The sequence below is a fragment of the Streptomyces sp. CB02923 genome (assembly GCF_001905005.1).
Classification (GTDB): Bacteria; Actinomycetota; Actinomycetes; order Streptomycetales; family Streptomycetaceae; genus Streptomyces.
On record NZ_LWKZ01000023.1, the window covers coordinates 1,210,155 to 1,228,907 of the forward strand.

Here is an 18,753-nt window from a genome sequence, read left to right on the forward strand (position 1 = left end):
GCACACCCTGACGCGTGTACGACATGGCGGTCACGTCCGGGCCGCCGCCGAGGAATCGGAGCAGACTCATGTCCTTGCGAGTTCTGGTCGCTCCCAGTGGCTTCAAGGAGTGCCTGTGCGTCGAGGCGGTCGGCGCGGCGATCAGCGACGGGATCCAGCGCGTGCTGCCCGATGCCTGCGTCACCGCCGTCAACCTCGTCGACGGCGGCGAGGGCACCGCCCGTACGCTGGCCGCCGCCAGCGGCGGACGACTGGTGCCGGTGGCGGTCACCGGGCCCACCGGGGACGCGGTCTCCTCGCACTTCGCTGTCCTGGGCGGAGCCGGCCCACGGACCGCAGTCGTGGAAATGGCCGCGGCGGCCGGACTGGCACTCGTCCCCGGCGACGCCCGTGATCCCGGCCGTACCACCACCTACGGGGTCGGAGAGCTGATCCGTGCCGCCCTCGATCAGCGGTGCGAACGGATCGTGGTGGGCTGCGGCGATTCGGGAACCTGCGACGGCGGCGCGGGCGCACTGACGGCGCTGGGCGCCCGCGTGCTCGACACCGACGGCCGACGGGTTCCGGCGGGCGGCTGCGGCCTGCTCCGCGCCACGACCCTGGAACTCGACGGTCTGGACGTCCGCCTGGCGGCCACGGAGATTCTCGTCGCCTGCAATCCGTACAACCTCCTGACCGGCGAGCGCGGCGTCGCCCGGATTTTCGGGCCGCAGAAGGGCGCCTCGGACGCCCAGGTGGAAGAACTGGCCTCGGCCATGGACCACTGGGCCGCGCTGCTGGAACGCCACTGCGATACAGACGTACGGCATACACGGGGCGGCGGGGCGTCCGGCGGTCTCGGCGCGGGCCTGGCCGCCGCCCTCGGCGCCCGGCTGCTGCCCCGCTTCGATGCCCTCCCGGGCTACACGGAACTCGACACGCAACTGGCCGCGGCCGACCTGGTCATCACCGCGGAAGGAGCACTGGACCACCAGACGCCGCACGGCAAGGTCCCGGCCGAGGTCGCCCGTCGCGCCAAACAGCAGGGAAAACAGGTCATCGCGCTGGCCGGCATCATCGGCCGCGGCGCCGCGGAGACCCGCCCGGCCGGGATCGACGCCTACGCCTGCATCCTCTGCCGCCCCATGTCCCGGCGCGAGGCCATGGACGGCGCCGCCGCACTGCTGGCCGACGCCGCCGAACAGGCCCTGCGCATGGTCCTGGTCGGCACCCGCCTCAGCGAACAGCCGCCTTCCGCTGCCGCACCGCTTCCGACTGCCGCACCGCTTCCGACTGCCGCTGCCGCACCGGCGCCCGGTCCGGCGCCGCGCGCCGCAGCGGCGAACCGAGTTCAAGGACGAAGACGCCTCCGGGCACGGCGATGTCGCAGAAGAGGGCGCCCGGGGCAACGACGGTCGTAACCGGGCCGGACCGTCACTTCGGTCCTCGGCCCGTCAGGCACGAGCGGTGGTGAGGATATGCCCACTGGCCCCCAGGAGCGAAGGGACGGTCTCCACGGCTCGCAGCGCGTCGAGGACACACTGCCGTCGCTCTGGATCATCGAGATACGCCTCGATGCCGCCCATCAGCCAGGCGGTACCTTCCAGCCCGTGCGGCACGGCGTCGTCGAGCCCGGCTCGGTGAACTCGTCGGCGATGTCCGCGGGATCGTGGAGGTAGGCCTCCGTGAACGGCCCTCCGGCCGGCAGGTGTCCCATCTCCAGTACCTGTCCAGTACCTTCTTGCCCTGGGTGTAGTACGCAAGCACGCTCGGCGCGAAAGTCGCCATGCACCGATCATGGGAAGAGCCCTCGGGACCGGGCTACCGGATTTCAGCGGCTGCTACCGCCTTACCGACTTACGGCTTTACCGTCTTACGGCCTTACCGTCTTACCGCTCTCGGCCCGCGCCCGAAGGCGGGGCGATCAAGGTGATGGCGGCGTCGAGGAGTGCCTGGATCCGGCGCGGCGTGAACCTTTCCGGTTCGATGGGGAACATCATCATCCAGCCGTCACCGATGGCGGCGAGCTGGTCGGCGAGCAGGTCGGCAGGGATGTCGTCACGGACGGCCCCCTGCGCCTGCCCGGCGGTGAGGAGCGAGGCGAGCCCGTCGCGGTGGCGGGCGTAACGCTGCTCGATGACGGCGGCGAACGCCGGTTCGTACCGTGCGTGGGCGAGCAGCTGGGACATCACGGGCCAGAACTCGGGATCGTCGGCGGTCCGCAACAGCCACCGCTCCAGGATCGCCCTGATGTCGGGCTGGGTCCGGCCGGTCGCGAGCGTGGCGTCGAAGCTGTCGAACCGGCTCTCGGCCAACGCGGTGACCAGCTCCTCCTTGTTCGCGAAGTAGTACGTCACCGCCCCGGTCGTGTACCCCGCGCGTTGGGCCACCTTGCGCAGAGAGGTGTTGGCGTAGCCCTCCTGCGCGATCACCGAGGCCGCCGCCTTCAGCAGCTCGGCCCGCTTCGCTTCGCGGTCGCCCGTCGGGCGGCCACGCCGCACGGTTGGCTCGCTCATGCCGGTGCTGTTCGCTCGTCGGGTCGGGTTGTCGGACACCCGGCGATTCTGCCACACAATTAACGTAACAAGTGTTGTGTAAAAAACTGGATCTCGTTACGGTGCTGCCACCACCTGGCCTACGGGAGGAACACCCATGCAGGAGTCAGTGAGGCACGCATTCCGCAACGACGGCGCCGTCCTCCTTGAGGGCTGCCTCGGCCAACCGCAGCTGGCACGGTGCCGTGAGGCGTTCCACTGGGCCGTCGGGCACCCCGGCCCCAACGCGACCCGGATGTTCAACGGGACCGGGCAGCAGTCCCACGTCGACAACGCCAACCCGCTCGCCAAGCCCCGGCTGGACGCTCTGGTGTCGTCGCTGCCGCTCGGCGAGCTGTTCGCCGACCTGTGGGGCTCGCGGCACGTCTGGTACTTCGCCGAGGAGATCTTCCTCAAGGCCGGCGGACGAGGCGGCCGCACGGCCTGGCACCAGGACACCGCGTACCTGCCATGGGGCGGCGAGCACTGGGCCAATGCCTGGATCAGCTTCCAAGCGCTCCCGAAAGCGAACTCGTTGGAGATCATCCGCGGTTCCCACCACGGCACCCAGTACGACGGAACCACCTTCGCGAACCCCGACGACCCGACCGAGCCGCTCCACGGCGGCGGTGCCCTGCCGCGCCTGCCGCACATCGACGCCGAACTCGCGCGCGACCCCGACGCCTACGAGGTGCTCTCCTGGGCGACCGAGCCCGGCGACGTCGTCGCTCTTCACCCCCGCGCGCTGCACGGTGGCGCGCACGTCGACGCCTCATGCCCGGACCGCCATACGCTGGTTCTGCGCTTTTTCGGTGACGACGCAGCGTTCCGCCCCCTTCCGGAGGAGAACGAACACTTCGCCCGCAACGGAGTCCTCTTCGTCGAGGAGATGGCGAAGCTGAATGCGGGCGACCCGTTCCGCTCGCCCGTCTTCCGTCAGATCGTCTGACCAGGCCCCGCGATGAGGCCTCACGCCCTGACCTCTCATTCTTGGCGATAGCACGTGGACCACCTCAAGGCTCTGCCGTCCGGTACTCAAACCCACCATGGATCACAACCAAGACACGCCCTGAATGCCGCCGCCCAGCGGTCGGAGCCCTCATAACATCATTCGGGACCTTTCCCTTCAGTACCGCCCCGTCTCAGTACCGCCCCGTCGCAACTGCCCCGTAACGCGGCGACCGTCCAGAGAGGCCCGTCCGTGCATCGCTGGCTTTCCGAACGGCGCCGATCGACGGTAAGCCTGGCCATTGCGGCGTGCGCGGCAGTGGTCCTCCCCAACGACAGCGTGGCGCGGATTTCGTCAGCAGATGTTGGCGTACTCGTCCTCTACGCCTATCTGCTCCCTTACCTCACGATCACCTTGACCGCCTTTTTGAGCGTTGCTCCGGAGCAGGTCCGCTCCTGGGCGCATCGCGAGGCCCGCGGTACGTTCATGCAGCGCTATGTCCTCGGAACCGCACCCGGGCCCGGTGCGTCGCTTTTCATTGCGGCTGCCGCGCTGGTGGTGGCGGTGTTGTGGCTACCCGGCCACCTCAGCACCACCTTTTCCGTCTTCCCGCGCACGCTGGTGGCTCTCACTCTGGTCGTCGTCGCCTGGATCTGCGTGGTCGTAGCCTTCGCCGTGACCTTCCAGGCCGACAATCTCGTGGAGAACGAGCGGGCACTCGACTTCCCCGGAGAGGATTCCCCGGCCTGGGCCGACTACGTCTACTTCGCCTTGGCGGCGATGACGACATTCGGCACCACCGACGTCAACGTGACCTCACGGGACATGCGGCGGACGGTGGCGGCGAACACGGTCATTGCCTTCGTCTTCAACACCGTCACGGTCGCGAGTTTGGTATCCGCTTTGGGCCGCCGCTAGCACTCCGGCGGGAATGCCGGGAAAGGCGCGGGGCGTGACCGGCCTTCAGGTCCTGCGGCGGTTCAAGCGGTCCGAGATACGGTCGATCGTCCAGGCGGCGTGCAGCGTCGGCGCGCTGAGGACGGGCGGAGCGAAGCGCGGCCGCGTACGCCATACGGTGGCGAGGTCTTCGTGCATCCGGTCGCCGGCCAGCCGGTCAGCGACCAGCGTTCCGAGATACGGGGACTGAGCGAGGCCGTGGCCGTTGCAGCCGATGGCGTAGAAGACGTTCTTCGCTGCCTCTCCTGCGACCGGCAGCAGCGACGACGTCATCGCGATCCACCCGCCCCAGGCGCGTTGCGGTGCGATGTCGCTGAGCGACGGGAACCGTTCATGGAAGCCGCGGACGAGGTCCGCCACGACCGCGTCGTCCGGCTCGCGGGCGCCCAGCGCTCCTCGTGCCGTCCGCAGTCGGCGGGTTCCGAACATGATCGTGCCGCGTGGCGTGGGCCGGTAGTTCTCCAGGATCGTGTGCGGGGTGATGATGCCGGTGGGCCTCGTCCAGCCGGTCGCCGCCAGGCGTTCGGGCGCCACCGGTTCGGTCTCGACCAAGCTGGTCCAGACCGGCGTGACCATCCACCTCGGGGTGATCGCGAGGTCGCGGGAGTAGGCATTGGTGGCCAGGACCACACGCTCGGCGCGGACGCGGCCTCCGGTGACGTTGACGACGGCTCCCGCGGCATGGGGTTCGATCGCGCGCACGGCGGTCCGTTCGTACGTCCGTACGCCCGATGCGAGGAGCGCGTCGCGCAGACCCAGCGCGAACGCCCCGGGGTTCAGCAGCCCACCGGCCCGCTCGAAGACGCCGCCGAGGAAGCTCTCCGGCAGGCCGAAGTCGCGGCCTTCGACGAACTCGACGTCCGCCCCGGCGCCTCGGAGAATCTCGGCGTTCCGTTCGGTGCGCCGGAGTTGTCCGGGGGAGACGGCGGCGATGACGTTGCCCGTCGGCTCGTAGTCACAGTCGATGGCGAGCCGTCCGATCAGCTCCTCGGTGAAACGGGCTGCCCGGTCCGCGTAACGGACCAGCCCCGGCAGCCGTCGCGCGTACAGCGTGTTCAGCATCTGCGGATCACCTGCCAGCGCGTTCGACAGATACCCGGCGTTGCGCGAGCTGCCGCCCCATCCGCAGAACCCGGACTCCAGCAGGACGACATCGGCACCACGCTCGGCCAGCCGCAGCGCCGCCGCCATGCCGGCGTAACCGCCCCCGACAACGGCGATGTCACACGTGATCTCCCCTTCCAGCATCGGCGCGAAATCACTGGGCCGACCGGCCCACCCACTGAACGCCGAGTAGGCCACACCGGCAAAGCCGACCCCACTCGCTGCCACGTCGTACATGTTGATCCCGGCTTCCCGTTCTGAGCACAGCGGATGGCGGCACCGTATCGAGCCATACGAATTTACACAACATGCGTTACGTGAAATCGGGCCCGCTGTCGCCGGGACTGCCTGCCCAGAGGTCGTCCAGCCTTCCCTCTGCCTGCGCCGGGCGGCTTGGGGGCGGGGCTGGGCGGCACGTTGTCAGGTCAGCGGGACCTGCATGCCGGGGCAGGATGGCGGGCGCGGTGCCGTACGGACTGTGCAGGGGGCGTCGGCCTGGCTGAGGGGTTGTGCGGCTGTCTGGGGGCAACCTGCAGCCGGGGCCGAGCGCGAGCTGCTAGTTCTGCTTGACGTAGGAGTGCAGTCGCGTGCGATAGCGGTCGGAGGCGAGGCGGTGGTCGCCGTCGGAACGCGGTATGCGCAGAAGGACCCCAACGTTCCGGAAGGCGCGTACGGTGGCTGGATCACTGTCAGGCAACGACCAAAGGACATCAGGTGACTCCTGCCGTCGAAACGTCCGCTCTGCAGCAGGCCATCCATGATCTCGAACGCCAGTTGCCGGAGCTGTCCGCACGTGAAGAGACCTTGCGCCAGGAGCTCCAGGAGGTCGAACAGCATCTGTCATCGGCGCGGCAGGCCCTCCAGCACCTGCGGGTTCTGACCGGCGCCGCCCCGTCCGAACCCGCCTCGGTATTGCTGCACGAGGAGCAGCCGGAGCCGGAGCAGGAGCCGGTCAGCGAAACGCCCGGGGAAGAGTCGCAGGCGGAGTCTGAGGCACTTGCTTTGACCGCCGAAGCCGCCGAAGCCGCCGAAGCCGCCGAAGCCGCCGAAGCCGCCGAAGCCGTCGCTACGGTGCCCAGGCCCCGTACGCGAGCCAAGGCCGCCGGGAAGACGCACCGGACCACTCCTGCCGGCAAGAAGCCGACCACGGGCAAAGCCAGGGCAGCGTCGAAGAAGCCAAGGGCAACCAAGTCGGCAGCCAAGAAGGAGACGTCCGCCGATTCGCGCGAGGCTGTCCCGGCAACTGGCGCGCGCACGAAGGCGGCTTCGCCGCTCCTGAGCTCAGCCCTCACCGTCCTGCAGGAGCACGGAGCGGCGATGCGTCCGGCCGAAATCAACACCGCGCTGGGGCGGCAGGACACCGTCGGCCAGCGCGAATCGCTGCGCAATACCCTGGAACGCGCGGTCAGGGCAGGGCTTTTGCAACGTCCGGGACGCGGCCAGTACTCGGCCTGAGCGCGCACGGCGACCCGCGAATCCTCCAGCCAACACCACGATCATGGCTGATGCTTTGGCGCTTTCACCCTGGTGGGCACCGCTGTCTGCAAGCGCACGCCCGAAAGGCCGTTTGACACATGACTGTCGGTGCCCTGCCCCATCGAACCTTGAGCATGTGCCGTCCAAACTGAGCGGTCTGGATCGCTCACTCGCGGTCCCGCCTGCGTCAGGGGACAGCGGGTTGGTCCGGCTGGCGTGACGTGCGCTCAGGGGCTTGCCAGCCAATCGGTGTACCAGGCGCGAAATCCGGGGCTCACCGGTACGAAGCCGCCCCAGTCCGGATCGATCTGCCAGATCTCGCCTGCGTGCGGGCCGTTCAGCACGAGCCGGGTGAAGATGCCGCAGCCCTGTTCGGCCAGCATGAGGGTGCCCCGGGTCAGTACATCGACCGGTGCCCCGATCCGGCCGGGCAGGGGTGCGGTGAGCGGGAAGGGTTCGGCGAGCCGGCCCGGCAGCCGGTCTTCCTCCCATTCGTCGTCCGCGGCCCACTCCTCGTCGGCCTCCGGGCGGGATACGGTCAACGGCATCAGGCCGTGTCCGGGCCCGGCCGGGCCGTCGCCCACCCCCGCAACGAAGGACCGGTACTCCGACGGCAGTGCGATGCCGTGGGATTCCTCGAACGCCCGGATCTCCGTCCCCGCCAGCCGTGGCGCCAGCGCGTACCGATGCGTACGCGCCCCGAAACGCTCCCGCTCCGGGTCCCGTGCGGCCATCTCCCGAATCTGTGCGCGGACGACGTCCTCGTCCCAGTTCCCCATCCGGCGACCCTAGCGATGACGTCGGCACCCCGGCCCACCGCGCCCTCTCGTTACGCGACCGCGACCGCAGCCTTGGCCGGGTCACCGCCCATACCTGGCACCGGTTCGAGGCGTGTCGTCAGCTGGGCCCGTCGGGGCAGGAGGGCTCCCGGGGCGCTGGTCCTGCCAAGGAGACCGCTGTGCGGCCGCTGCACGCCCGTTCGGCGCTCGGACAAAGCGGTAATCGGACGAAAAGATCGTCCATTGTCTTGATCGAGACCATCACCATTGCTCTGTTTCCTGCGCTTCAGCAACATGAATGGTTCACGGGGCATCGATGCCCCAGGTGGAGAGGGGTCTTTGTGAAGCGGACGATTGTCAGTACGTTGACGGCTGTGGTCATGGCCGGGGCGGGGCTCGCAACTACCGCGGGAAGTGCGTCCGCAGCGCCTGCGGGTGCTGAGCGGGTTATCTGTGGGATGGTCTGGCACGACGACAGCACGGTGGGCGTCACGTGTATGGGAGTTCCGTTCTACGCAGCGGTCAGGTGTGAGAACGGCCGGTTCGTGAAGGGCGAGGTGGCAGCCGCCGACAAAATCTCGTACGCTTCCTGCGCCTCCGTCAATTCGGTCCTGGAAAAGCCCATCAAGTGGTCAGGCATTCCGGTGTAACAAGGTTCGGTGTGCGGGGGTGAGAATCATCGGGCGGCCTCTCGTCGGGGGGCCGCCCGGCTCTGTGTCGCTGGCGAATCTGCTAACGGTCACCAGGTGCTCGATGTCTTGACCTGTGAGTCTAGTGATTGTTTCGGTTTTTTGCTGTGTTTTGGTGCGGCTCTGAAGCTGGGGTGTTCGTGGGTTTCGGGATTTTGAGAGGTGCTGGGGTGTGGGTTTGGTGGTTGTTTCGGAAAGCGGTGATCGGCGCGGGTTTTCTGTAGTGTTGCGTGGTTGAGCGGATTGGTTAGCCCTGGTCAAGGCCGGTGTCTGAGGCGGGGAGGGAGCCGGACTGGTGACCTGCTGCAGGACCCCGAGCGGCGATGACGTCGAGGGGCGGCTATGCCTTGTCTTCCTCGTCACCGCCGATGGTGATCGGGTGGAGCCGCGGGCTGCGGGCCGTGGGCCCGCGCCCCTGGCTTACCGGTACGCACTGGGCTCCCTGTTGGCCCGTACCCCAATGGTGGCTGAGGTCGGCTGGTGGTGTGTTCCGGGTCGGTGGCCGGGTGCTTGGGCGAGGGTGCCGCAGCGGGGTGGGCTGCTAGGTTGCGCCTATACGAACGCGAGTACGAGGGGGGTGCTGTGGTCGGGCTGGGAGCGATAGCGGGGATCGCGGTGGTGGAGCTGGGCATGGTGCTGACGCCGGGACCGAACATGGTCTATCTGGTCTCCCGCTCGATCGCCCAGGGCCGCCGGGCGGGGCTGACCTCGCTGGCCGGGGTCGCCCTCGGTTTTTTGGTCTACCTTTTCGCGGTGTCCGCCGGTATCGCCACGGTCTTCGCGCTGGTGCCGGGGATCTACCTGGCGGTCAAGCTGGCCGGTGCGGGCTATCTGCTCTGGCTGGCCTGGAAGGCGGTCCGGCCGGGCGGCCGGTCCTCGGTTGCACCCCGGGAGCTGGTGCAGGACGGTCCCCGCAAGCTGTTCCTGATGGGTTTGCTGACCTGCCTGCTCAATCCCAAGGTGGCCATCCTCTACGTCTCGCTGCTGCCGCAGTTCGTCGATCCGGAGCGTGGCCGTGTCGGCCTGCAGGGGGTGGTGCTGGGGCTGACCCAGATCGCGGTGGGGGTCGCGGGCAACGCGTTCTTCATCGTGACGGCCGGTTCCGTCGCCGGGTTCTTCGCCCGGCATCCGCTCTGGCAGTGCCTGCACCGCTATGTGATGGGCACTGCCCTGGCGGGTTTCGCTGTCAGGATCGTCACCGAACGGACGGGCGCGGCGGTCGCCCTGCGCTGACAGCGGCCGCGCCGGGGGAGCGCCGGGGGAGCGTTGGGGGAGTGGCCGCCGCAGGTGAGCTGGCGGTGCTTCATGCGGGCTGTGGGTACTGCCGTACTGTGCGGCCGGCCAACTCCCGCCGCTTTCCCTGGCCTTCGGTGCGCAGGCCCAGCGTCGTGAAGCCGTACTCCGGAACGCGTGCTGGAGCTGCCCTGCCTGATCTTCGCCCAGGTCGGGGCCCGCCCGCTCCCTTGAGAACCGCCTGCGCCGGGCGAGCGGACTCGTCCCGTTCATCCAGGCCCGCCTGGTCGCCCCTGCCGGTGCGTTGCCCGGCCCGCGGGCCAGGCAACGTTTCGGCGCTCTTTGCCCGCATTGATACGGCGACCGGATTCTGGGCCGTGAGCGAAGGCGACTCGGCCTGGCGGACCCCTGCGGCCCGTGTCTCACCGCGATTTGGGGCGGTGGCTGGGACGCGCCGTTCCCGGTGACCGGGCTCCTTCGGTCCGTCCGCTGCGTGGCCGCGTTCGCTCCGTCGCCGTTCTGCCCTGCGCGGCCTGCAGCCCGGTACCTGGGAATCACAACGAGCTGGTGTCCGTCTCCTGCGGGCCGCCCCGGCCACGGCCGCAGCGGTGCGCATCGGCCCCGGCGCCCCGGCGATCCCGGCGACCGCGGCGTCCACGCGGCAGTCTGCGAGACCTTCCACGGCGACGTGGAGGAGGTCACGGCGACAGCCGTGATCATTGTCCTGAGCGCTGGCTGCCCGCCTTCTGAGCGCCGGCCGCCCGCCCGGTTTACGGCATACCCGCCGAGGCCTTCACCGTGGCGGCCGGCCGGTATGGGACCGTGCCGCGCACCTGCCGGGTCTGCAAGAAGGGCAACGTGATCCCGGCAGCCCTGCAACGCCGTTTCATACGCGGGATCGACGCCGTCTTTGATGCGCCGTCCGCAGTCTTCTGCCGGCCGCGGTACGCCGGAGCCGGCCTGCCGGCCTTCGCCGCTCGCTGCTTGCTGCTCGCTGGCGGCAGCGGCTCGGGGCTGTGCGGGCCCTGGTGGTGTCACTGGCATCCGGTCGCCGCCGGCAGGACCTGCCTCTGCGCCGCGTGTGCTGGTGCGGCGGGGGAGGAGCGGAATGCTCTGCGGTAGGCGGAGGGGGTGGTGTTCAGGGCATCGCGCATGTGCTGGCGCAGGTTGGTGCCGCTGCCCAGGCCGGTTCCGGCGGCGATGTCGTCGACGGGCAGTTCGGTTGCTTCCAGCAGGTGGCGGGCGTGCTGCAGGCGGACGCAGGTGAGCCACGCGGCGGGGGGGGGGGGAGCCCGGTTTCCTGCCGGAAGCGTCTGGTGAAGGTCCGTACGCTCATGTGGCAGTGCGCGGCGAGGTCCTTCAGGGACAGCCGCCGGTTTGGGTGCTGTGTCATCAGGGTCCGTGCCGGGGCTGTTGAGGTGCCCGTGTCCTGCGGGACGGGGTGCTCGATGTACTGGGCCTGCCCGCCGTCCCGTATGGGCGCGACGACGTTGTAGCGGGCCACCCGGTTGGCCACGGAGCTGCCGTGGTCTTGCCGGATCAGGTGCAGGCACAGGTCGATGGCCGCGGCGCCGCCGGCCGAGGTCAGGATGCCGTGGTCGGCGACGTACAGCGGGTCGGTGTCGAGGACGACGGCGGGAAAGAGCCGCCGGAACTGCTGTGCGTAGCGCCAGTGGGTCGCGGCCCGGCCGCCGTCCAGCAGGCCGGCGGCCGCGAGGACGAACGAGCCGGTGCACAGGGATACCAGCCGGGCGTGCTGGCGGGCCGCTCGCAGCGCCTGCGCGATACGGGGGTCCAGCGTGCCTATGTCGACCACGTCCGGGCAGCGGGTGCCTGCGACGATCACCGTGCCGGCGTGCTCCAGCAGGGACAGATCGCCCTGGGGCGTGACGCCGTACCCGTTGACGGTCGCCACCGCGGCGCCGTCCGGCGTGACGGTCCGCACCTCGTAGGCCGCGCTGGCGGCGGGGGTTTTGACGCCGGCCAGCATCTGGGCCGGGATGCTGAGGTCGAAGGCCACCACCGGTGCGAGGGCGAGAACGGCCACATGGTGCGGTGTCGCGACGGTCATGGCCCAATAGTTGCAGACCATGGCCCCCGGGCCACTTCTGTGCTGCCTGTGACCGGCGGAGACTGAGGCCAGTTCCCAGACACCGGCACCGGGCAGCGCCCGGTCCGCACCCGGAAGGTGGCCGTCAGCCATGTCCGTCCCCGCTGTCGATCCCGGGATCCAGAGCCTGCTGGAGACCGCCGGCACCGGCGTCTTTCCCGTCCGCGGCCTGGACGCGGTCCTCGCCGGCCCCCGGCGCTACGCCCTGCTGCGCGCGCACCCCGACACCCCCGTCGACGACCGGGTCAAGGTCAAAAACCTGTACATACCCGGCCCCGCGGGGCACCTGCGGCTGCGCGTCTACCGGCCCGGTGCCCCCGAAGACCTGCCGGTGATCCTCTACGTGCACGGCGGCGCCTACACCTACGGCTCCCCCGAGGCCGAAGAGGGGCGTGCCCTGCGCTACGCCCGCGATGCCCAGGCCGTCGTCGTCTCCGTCGACTACCGCCTGGCCCCCGAGCACCCTTACCCGGCCGCAGCCGACGACGCCTACGCCGCCCTGGCCTGGATCGCCGCCAGCCCGGCGGAGTTCGGCGGCGGCCCGGGGCGCATCGCGGTGGCCGGCGGCAGCGCGGGCGGGAACATCGCCGCCTCCACCGTGCTGCGCGCCCGCGACCAGGCAGGCCCGCGCGTGCTTTTCCAGTCGCTGACCTACCCGGGCGTGGACGGTAGCCTGAGCACGGCCTCGGCGCGCGAGTTCACCGGCACCCCGGTCCTGAACCGGGGGGCGCTGGAACTGGCCGTGCGGTACTACGCGAAGGACAGCCACGCCGCCCCGTACGTCTCCCCGGTCCGGGCCGCCGACCTCAGCGGACTGCCGCCCGCCTGCATCGCCGTGGCGGAGGCCGATCCGCTGCGCGACGAGGGCCGCGACTACGCCGCCCGCCTGTCCGCCGCCGGCGTCACCACCGAACTCGTCCAGGTCCCCGGCGCCGTCCACGGCTTCGACCTCCTCTTTCCCTGGGCCCGCATCAGCGAACGCAGCCTCACCGACCAGGTACGCGCCCTGCGCGAGGCCCTCCACCCCTGACGGGCGGCCTCCCGGTGCGGCGCCGGCCGGTGGTGGTGAGAGCCGGTGGCGCTGGTGGGGAGGTGCGGTGTCGGTGCTGGCCGGTGGGGTGCCGGGGCGGAACCGGCGCTGTCATGAGGCGTCAGGCTGCGGGCGGGGGGGCTGTCCCCGCCGCTGGCGCCGGCTACCGGTGCCGGCTTGCTCGCCGGTGCCTGGAAGAGCACGCCCGCTTTCGGACACCGCCGGCCGGCACCCCCGCCTGCCCGGGGCACCCCGCCTGCCCGGGGCACCGCGGCCTGCCCGGCCCGCTCGGGACCGCGACGGGGCAGGCCCCCGCGGGGGACGGAGCCGACCCTGCGTCAGCTGCTGCGGCGCCTGGCGGGCCGGAAGGACCGGCTCCTGGACACCCCGCTGCTCATCCACGAGCCGTGAACTTCCGGCGCCACGCAGAACGTCCCGGACGCCCTGCGCATCCTGCCCGCCGCCCGCGGCGCGGTCCTCGAAGCCGGCGACGGGGTCACCGGGGCGTAGGTGAAGGCGGTGTACGCCAAGTCCGTCTCCACTGCGGAAAGTCCGTTCACCACCGCGAGACCATGCGTCCGGACCTGGATGCACCTGGTGCGCTCCCAGGCTTTCGCGACCCTGCGGAACCGTGCCTGCAAGGCCCACCAGGCCGCGGCCTGAGCGTCATCGGGGTGAGCGTGATGGGCACCGGCGGGCTGCACGCCGCCGGCGGCCGGCGGCCGCTCTTTCCCGAAGGCCGCGCCCTGGGAGATGAAGGCCAGGACCGACCGCGACGGCGAGCCCGTCACCTACCCCGTCACCTGCCCTGTCACCGTCGCTGACGGGGTGTGCTGAGGGCCGGGCGGTGGATGGACTTCGGCCGCTACAACGCCCGCTGTAACGCCCGCGGTAGGGGCGGCGGTGACGTCCTCGGCTGCGGGATCGGGCGCATGGTGGCGGGGCTGCAGTCCTCGCCCCGCTCCGGGCGGGGCATCGCTGCCCGTCTGCGTTTCCTGGGCGCTTTTGAAGCCGGCTACGCGGCCATGGAACGCGCCGGTGCCGGCGTCACGGCCCGTGCCCTGTACGCGTGGCTGGCCGGGGAGCGCTCGCCGAATGCGGCCCACGGCAAGCTGCTGGATGAGGCGTACTGGGACCTGCGGCGCCGCAACGTCGCCGCGGGCCTCAAACGCCGGCTGATGGCGCGGGGCGGGACCCGCATCGAGATCAATCCGGTTGGCCAAACCCGCGTCGAGGCCCGCCACCAGCGCGGCCTGACCACCCGTCGTCCGACCGTCCGTCCCCGCTTCCGGGACGCCGCTGTCGGTGCGTGGCTTGCTGGTGACGCCGCTGCCTTGGACCGGGTCTGGGGCGATCTGCCCCCGGCCCGGGTTCGGACTGCGACGCCTACTGCCACGTCTGCTCTCTCGGCTGGGCCTCTGATTCCCCGGCCGCTTCGCCAGGGCCCGTCGCCGTTGCACGGGCAGGCTCTCGCGGCTCCTGGCAGAGCAGCCGGTGCCGGGTTCGGTGACCGGCCGGGGGCGGTGCCGGGCCGGGTACCGCTGGGAGTTGCGCGCCGGCGGGGCCGCGGGGCCGCCGTGCCGGATACCGGCGGGTGCGGCCGCTGCCTGCGGGCCGCGCGCCGTGCGGGCGGCGGCATCTGGGCCCGGCGGTGCCGCTTCCTTCCCTGCCGGAAGGAGGCTGTTGTTCCGTGCCGGGAAGAAGGCGGCGGTCATCGGCGTCACGCCCGTGACCGCCCAGGGGCAGCCGAGTGCGTCGCCGTCGTAGGGCCCGTGGCCGGTGCGGGAGGGGCCCGCCGGGCCGGGGGTCCCACCTGTTGCCGTCGCACCGGGTGCACTGGAGGGTGTGCGATTGCCTGTCCCGGCCCGGAACGGTGGCCCGGCCGTCCGGGCAGCCGCACCGCAGTGCGTCTTCCCGTTCCCGCTGCTCCCGCTGCTCACCGCCGTTCCTGTTCGTGCCGGGGGCCGTCTGCCGTGGCATCCCTGTCCTTTGCCGTGGCATGCTCGCCTGACTGGATCCGGCTGTTCACCTCTGCGCAGCTGCCCCTGCCTGGAAACCGGCCGGCCGCTCCAAAAGACTGGCTCAGGAGTACCGGAAGACGTGTTCAGGAGCAAAAGCCCTGAGCGAGTCTTCGCGTCCGAGTGCCGGCTCAGCCGTCGGCTGCCGTGCGGCCGCGCCGCTGAAGCCGGGATGTGCCCCCGAACGGACGGCCGAACCGTTGATCACCGGTGGCCCGGCGGGCGTCCGCGGCTGCGGCGGCGGTTTGCGGGGATGCGTCGGCTGCCTGCTCCACGGTGGGGCGGTGGGTGCTCCAGGCGGCGTCCGCCGAAGCCCGCACCGGCTTGGCCGGCCCGGGGGATACAGGCTCTGCTGTCCCGGCGTCCACGGTCAGGGTCTGCAGCCGGGCATCAGGGCCGATGGTGGCGATGACCAGGCGGCCGGCGCTGTCGAGCGCGGTGGCCGGTGCGTGGATGTAGGGGCCTCCGCCGAGCGGGGTCCACCGCTGGTGCAAGGGGCTTGCGTCCAGGGGCTGGCGGCTCAGGGCCAGGGTGCCGTCGTCGCGCCGCTGGACCAGAGCGACTGTGGTGCCGCCGGGCAGAGCCGTGGCGGCGACCGGACCGTAGCCGGGGGTGGTGTCCAGGAGGTGGGGCTGGGCATTCCAGGGACCGTCGGGCTCGTGCTGGCGGTGTGCCAGCAGCCACCCCGTACCGGGCTGCCGGGAGATCATCAGCAGCCGTCCGCCGGTCTCTTCCAGGAGGGTCACCGGTCCGGCGGGGCGGGGCAGCAGGGTGGCGTAGTCCCGTAGTACGGTCCCGCCGGGCTCCTGCTGGTACCAGCGCAGCATGCCGGTGCGGGTGGTGGCGTAGATCTCGGTGTGGCCGCTTCGCTTGGTCACCGCCGTGGCGCCTTCAAGGGTGCCGCCGAACAGGTCCTGCCAGGGCCCCCAGCCCGGGCCGGCGGCGGTGCGGGCGCTGAGCCCCGTACCGGAGTTGCGCACGATGACCTGGAGGCCGCCGGACGCGGTGACGGCGGCCAGGGGCAGGCCCAGCGCACGCCGCCGGACGGCGTTGCCGTCGTCGTGCGGGCTGCCCAGGTACTGCCAGGTGCCGAACTCGCCGTCCGGGACCTCCTGGGCCAGGTGCATGATCTCGCGCCGGTGGTCCTCGGGGTCGGGTGCGACGAGGGCGCGGGCCGCCACCAGGTGCAGGCGCCCCTGCCCGTCACGCACGGTCTCCAGCCGCGGCAGGCAGCGCCCCTGGTCGTCGGCGGGCCAGTCGCCCACGGGAACGGGGCCGCTCCAGGTCTCGCCCCCGGGGGTGTCCTGGGTCCACATGTGCGGGCGGCCGCCGAGGACGGCGAAGGCCGTCAGACGCCCGTCCTCGCGTCGCTGGAGCCAGTTGGTGGTGCCACGCCAGCGGTGGGTGGTGCTCTGACCGTAGTAGCGGTTGAAGGCCCGGTTGCCCAGGGGCCGGTCGCCGCACTCACCCGGGCCCTTGAGGCACTGGTGCCCGTCCTCGCCGCCGTAGACGGCAAGGTAGCCGAACTTCTCGGCGGCGGCCTGGGCGCTGAGGTTGTCGGGCTGGAGCTTGTTGCAGTACCCGGTGTAGCTCTCCACCGCCGGCCGGTGGGCCGCGTCAAGCTGCTCGTAGGCGCGCAGCGCGGCCAGGGAGAAGAGGGCCGTCGCGGTGTGGTCGCTGTTGTCGCAGTAGGCGGCCGTGCCGGTGGCCGCGTTGTAGGCCGTACGGTCCGGGTCGGGGTTCATCACGCGTACGACGGCGGGCCGGTAGGCGCAGAGGATGTCGGTGAGCGTGGCGATGAGGCCCGCACGGCTCAGCGCCCGGCCGTCGTGCGACGCGGGGATGGGACTGCCGGCAGGGCGCAGGGTGGCCAGTTCTGCGATCTTCTCCGACCAGAGGCTGAGGATCTTCTGCTCGGGCAGGGCCACGCACGTACGCAGATTGAGGAAGATCAGCGTGATGTGCCCGTCGTCGAGGGTGGCCGTCTCGGCGGTGACGCCTTCGCGTACGCAGACGCGGGTACGGGTCCAGGCCGCGCGCCTGCTGCCGGTGTGCATGGCGGCGTAGGCGGCGCGGATGCCGTGCTGGCGGGCCGCGGTGTATCCCGGGTAGTCGGGCTCGGTGGTCTTGCGGGCCGCATCGTCGGTGGCGAGGTTGTACCCGTCGGACTCGCCGGTGGTCAGATAGACGCTGACGACGGGCAAGCCCGCACGGACGGTGTGCAGCAGATCGGGCGACATGAAGTACAGGTCGTCGTCGGTGTGCGCGCAGATCTGCAGATGCGGGGCCGGACCGTCCTGGCCGTCGGGACGGCTGGGGAAGGCGGAGGTCACAGGGCGCCGGAAGAGACGCATGGCAGGCTGGGCCTTTCACGGAAAGAAGCAGGAAACGAAAGAGGCGGAACGGGCGGTCTTCGGCCTCCGCGGCGGGCGCGCGCCCGCCGCGGGCGGCTGCCGGGCCGGACTTGGTGCCGGCGGGCTCAGCCCAGCGGGCCGCGTGCCCGCGCCGCGGCCCGCAGCAGATGACGCTTGAGCCATTTCGACAGCGGTCGCTCGACGAAGCGGTGCACCAGCCAGGACACCGTCAGCAGCACGCCCGTCGTCACCGCGAGCACCGCGTACGGGGACAGGTGCGGCTCCAGACCACCGATGATCTTCCGGCCGATGTTCTGGTGCAGCAGATACAGCGGATAGGTCAGCGCCCCCGCATACGGCAGCCAGCGCCAAGTGATCCAGGAGAGCTTTCCGAGGGCCGCCAGCGCCATCACCCCGAAGCACAGGGCGAGGATCAGCACCACCGGCCAGAACGGGACCGGGTGGCCGCCGAGGTAACCGGGAACATGCGACCAGGAGGACCGGATGAAAGGCAGAGAGGCGCAGAAACAGACCAGTACCAGGCCCGTGAGCAGCAGATCGGGGCCGAAGCGGTACATCAGGTAAAAGGCGATGCCCGCGATGAAGTACCAGCTGTAGTCCGGCATCACCAGCAGCCGCACCGGTCCGTCGTCGTATCCGGCGAAGACCGCCCCCGCCACCACCCACACCCAGCAGAACGCCAGCACCCGCCGGTAGGTCAGTCCCCACCACGCCAGCGCCGCGAACAGCAGGTAGAAGCGCAGCTCCGCGAAGAGCGTCCAGTAGACCCCGTCCATGTGCTCCACGCCCACCGGCTCCTGCAGCATGGTGAGGTTGGTGAGCACGTCGTGCCACCTCGGCGGGCTGTCCCCGAGCGGGGAGAGGAACAGCACCGTGGCCGTGGCCAGTACCGCGAACCAGTACGCCGGGAACAGCCGCGTGACACGCGAGGTGAAGAAGGCACCGACCGACTTCCCCCAGCAGCTCATACAGATGACGAACCCGCTGATCAGGAAGAAGAGCTGCACCCCGAGCCAGCCGTACGCCAGGACCGGGAAGGCCGTGGGGAACATGGCCTTGGGCTCGGCCGCCCACGCTCCGGGGCGGTCCACGAGGTGGTACGCCATGACCGCGAGCGCGGCCAGCAACCGCAGCCCGTCCAGAGCGAATATCCGTGCCGGCCGGCCGGGCCGCGTGGCGCCCTCGGCTGAAACGGCGATGTCGTCCAGGCGCCGGGGGCGGACCAGGTCCTGCGCCGTCTTTGTGCTTTCCACCCCGTTGTTTCTCTTTCCAGTGAGCAAGTCATACCAAAACAAATAGAACTTGCATATCCTACACATCGGGACGGTAAGCCCCCTGACAGACAGTCGGGACGTCAGTCACGACGGCGCCGGGCCGGGATTGGCCGGGACTCTGGTACCGGGCAGCAGGCGGGCACCGCGGGCACCGCGGGCGCTGCAGGAGATGCCTTTGCGGACGGGGCGCCCACACCGGCAGGTGAACGCCGATAGCGCCTGCGCGACGGGCCCCGGACCCGGGCG

At 70.8% G+C, this 18,753-nt stretch carries 12 protein-coding genes and 1 pseudogene; 7 read left to right on the plus strand and 6 right to left on the minus strand.

Annotated elements, in window-relative coordinates:
• The first annotated feature begins 68 nt into the window (after positions 1-68).
• Entirely contained in the window at positions 69-1,400 is a 1,332-nt protein-coding gene (locus A6A06_RS23340; protein WP_073763188.1) for a glycerate kinase family protein, read from the plus strand.
• A gap of 57 nt (positions 1,401-1,457) precedes the next feature.
• Complete coding sequence (locus tag A6A06_RS41985; protein ID WP_199931080.1) at positions 1,458-1,658, plus strand: hypothetical protein; 201 nt, start codon at positions 1,458-1,460, stop codon at positions 1,656-1,658.
• A gap of 210 nt (positions 1,659-1,868) precedes the next feature.
• On the opposite strand, the gene A6A06_RS23345 is transcribed toward A6A06_RS41985, so the two are convergent.
• Positions 1,869-2,495, minus strand: coding sequence for a TetR/AcrR family transcriptional regulator (locus A6A06_RS23345; RefSeq protein WP_073763189.1), 627 nt, complete (start codon positions 2,493-2,495; stop codon positions 1,869-1,871).
• 136 nt (positions 2,496-2,631) lie between these two features.
• Here A6A06_RS23345 and A6A06_RS23350 point away from each other — a divergent pair, with 136 nt between their 5' ends.
• Positions 2,632-3,462, plus strand: a complete 831-nt coding sequence (locus A6A06_RS23350) for a phytanoyl-CoA dioxygenase family protein (protein ID WP_073763190.1) — start codon at positions 2,632-2,634, stop codon at positions 3,460-3,462.
• A 252-nt stretch (positions 3,463-3,714) separates the two neighbouring features.
• Positions 3,715-4,380, plus strand: a complete 666-nt coding sequence (locus A6A06_RS23355) for a DUF1345 domain-containing protein (protein WP_073763191.1) — start codon at positions 3,715-3,717, stop codon at positions 4,378-4,380.
• A 45-nt stretch (positions 4,381-4,425) separates the two neighbouring features.
• On the opposite strand, the gene A6A06_RS23360 is transcribed toward A6A06_RS23355, so the two are convergent.
• Positions 4,426-5,760: an NAD(P)/FAD-dependent oxidoreductase gene (locus A6A06_RS23360; RefSeq protein WP_073763192.1), complete on the minus strand. Its 1,335-nt coding sequence runs from the start codon at positions 5,758-5,760 to the stop codon at positions 4,426-4,428.
• A gap of 477 nt (positions 5,761-6,237) precedes the next feature.
• Here A6A06_RS23360 and A6A06_RS41990 point away from each other — a divergent pair, with 477 nt between their 5' ends.
• Positions 6,238-6,978: a hypothetical protein gene (locus A6A06_RS41990; RefSeq protein WP_073763193.1), complete on the plus strand. Its 741-nt coding sequence runs from the start codon at positions 6,238-6,240 to the stop codon at positions 6,976-6,978.
• Between the two features lie 248 nt (positions 6,979-7,226).
• On the opposite strand, the gene A6A06_RS23370 is transcribed toward A6A06_RS41990, so the two are convergent.
• Positions 7,227-7,778, minus strand: a complete 552-nt coding sequence (locus A6A06_RS23370) for an SMI1/KNR4 family protein (protein WP_073763194.1) — start codon at positions 7,776-7,778, stop codon at positions 7,227-7,229.
• Between the two features lie 1,271 nt (positions 7,779-9,049).
• Here A6A06_RS23370 and A6A06_RS23380 point away from each other — a divergent pair.
• Positions 9,050-9,700 carry a LysE family translocator gene (locus A6A06_RS23380; protein ID WP_073763196.1) on the plus strand — a complete coding sequence of 217 codons (651 nt, stop codon included), beginning with the start codon at positions 9,050-9,052 and terminating at the stop codon, positions 9,698-9,700.
• A 1,034-nt stretch (positions 9,701-10,734) separates the two neighbouring features.
• On the opposite strand, the pseudogene A6A06_RS23385 reads toward A6A06_RS23380, so the two are convergent.
• Positions 10,735-11,771, minus strand: a pseudogene (locus A6A06_RS23385) (GlxA family transcriptional regulator).
• Positions 11,772-11,901: 130 nt separating this feature from the next.
• Between A6A06_RS23385 and A6A06_RS23390 the strand changes: the two are divergent.
• Entirely contained in the window at positions 11,902-12,840 is a 939-nt protein-coding gene (locus A6A06_RS23390; protein ID WP_073763197.1) for an alpha/beta hydrolase, read from the plus strand.
• A gap of 2,149 nt (positions 12,841-14,989) precedes the next feature.
• Here A6A06_RS23390 and A6A06_RS23400 read toward each other — a convergent pair.
• Both A6A06_RS23400 and A6A06_RS23405 read right to left on the minus strand, forming a co-directional pair.
• Positions 14,990-17,191: a PIG-L family deacetylase gene (locus tag A6A06_RS23400; protein ID WP_199931082.1), complete on the minus strand. Its 2,202-nt coding sequence runs from the start codon at positions 17,189-17,191 to the stop codon at positions 14,990-14,992.
• A 146-nt stretch (positions 17,192-17,337) separates the two neighbouring features.
• Positions 17,338-18,486, minus strand: coding sequence for an acyltransferase family protein (locus tag A6A06_RS23405; protein WP_242440883.1), 1,149 nt, complete (start codon positions 18,484-18,486; stop codon positions 17,338-17,340).
• Positions 18,487-18,753: the final 267 nt, after the last annotated feature.

What these genes read in the sequence shown, in the direction of transcription:
- A6A06_RS23340 (WP_073763188.1), top strand. Translation starts at nt 69, where the DNA reads ATGTCCTTGCGAGTTCTGGTCGCTCCCAGTGGCTTCAAGGAGTGCCTG.
- A6A06_RS41985 (WP_199931080.1), top strand. Translation starts at nt 1,458, where the DNA reads ATGCCCACTGGCCCCCAGGAGCGAAGGGACGGTCTCCACGGCTCGCAG.
- A6A06_RS23345 (WP_073763189.1), bottom strand. Translation starts at nt 2,495, where the DNA reads ATGAGCGAGCCAACCGTGCGGCGTGGCCGCCCGACGGGCGACCGCGAA.
- A6A06_RS23350 (WP_073763190.1), top strand. Translation starts at nt 2,632, where the DNA reads ATGCAGGAGTCAGTGAGGCACGCATTCCGCAACGACGGCGCCGTCCTC.
- A6A06_RS23360 (WP_073763192.1), bottom strand. Translation starts at nt 5,760, where the DNA reads ATGTACGACGTGGCAGCGAGTGGGGTCGGCTTTGCCGGTGTGGCCTAC.
- A6A06_RS23370 (WP_073763194.1), bottom strand. Translation starts at nt 7,778, where the DNA reads ATGGGGAACTGGGACGAGGACGTCGTCCGCGCACAGATTCGGGAGATG.
- A6A06_RS23390 (WP_073763197.1), top strand. Translation starts at nt 11,902, where the DNA reads ATGTCCGTCCCCGCTGTCGATCCCGGGATCCAGAGCCTGCTGGAGACC.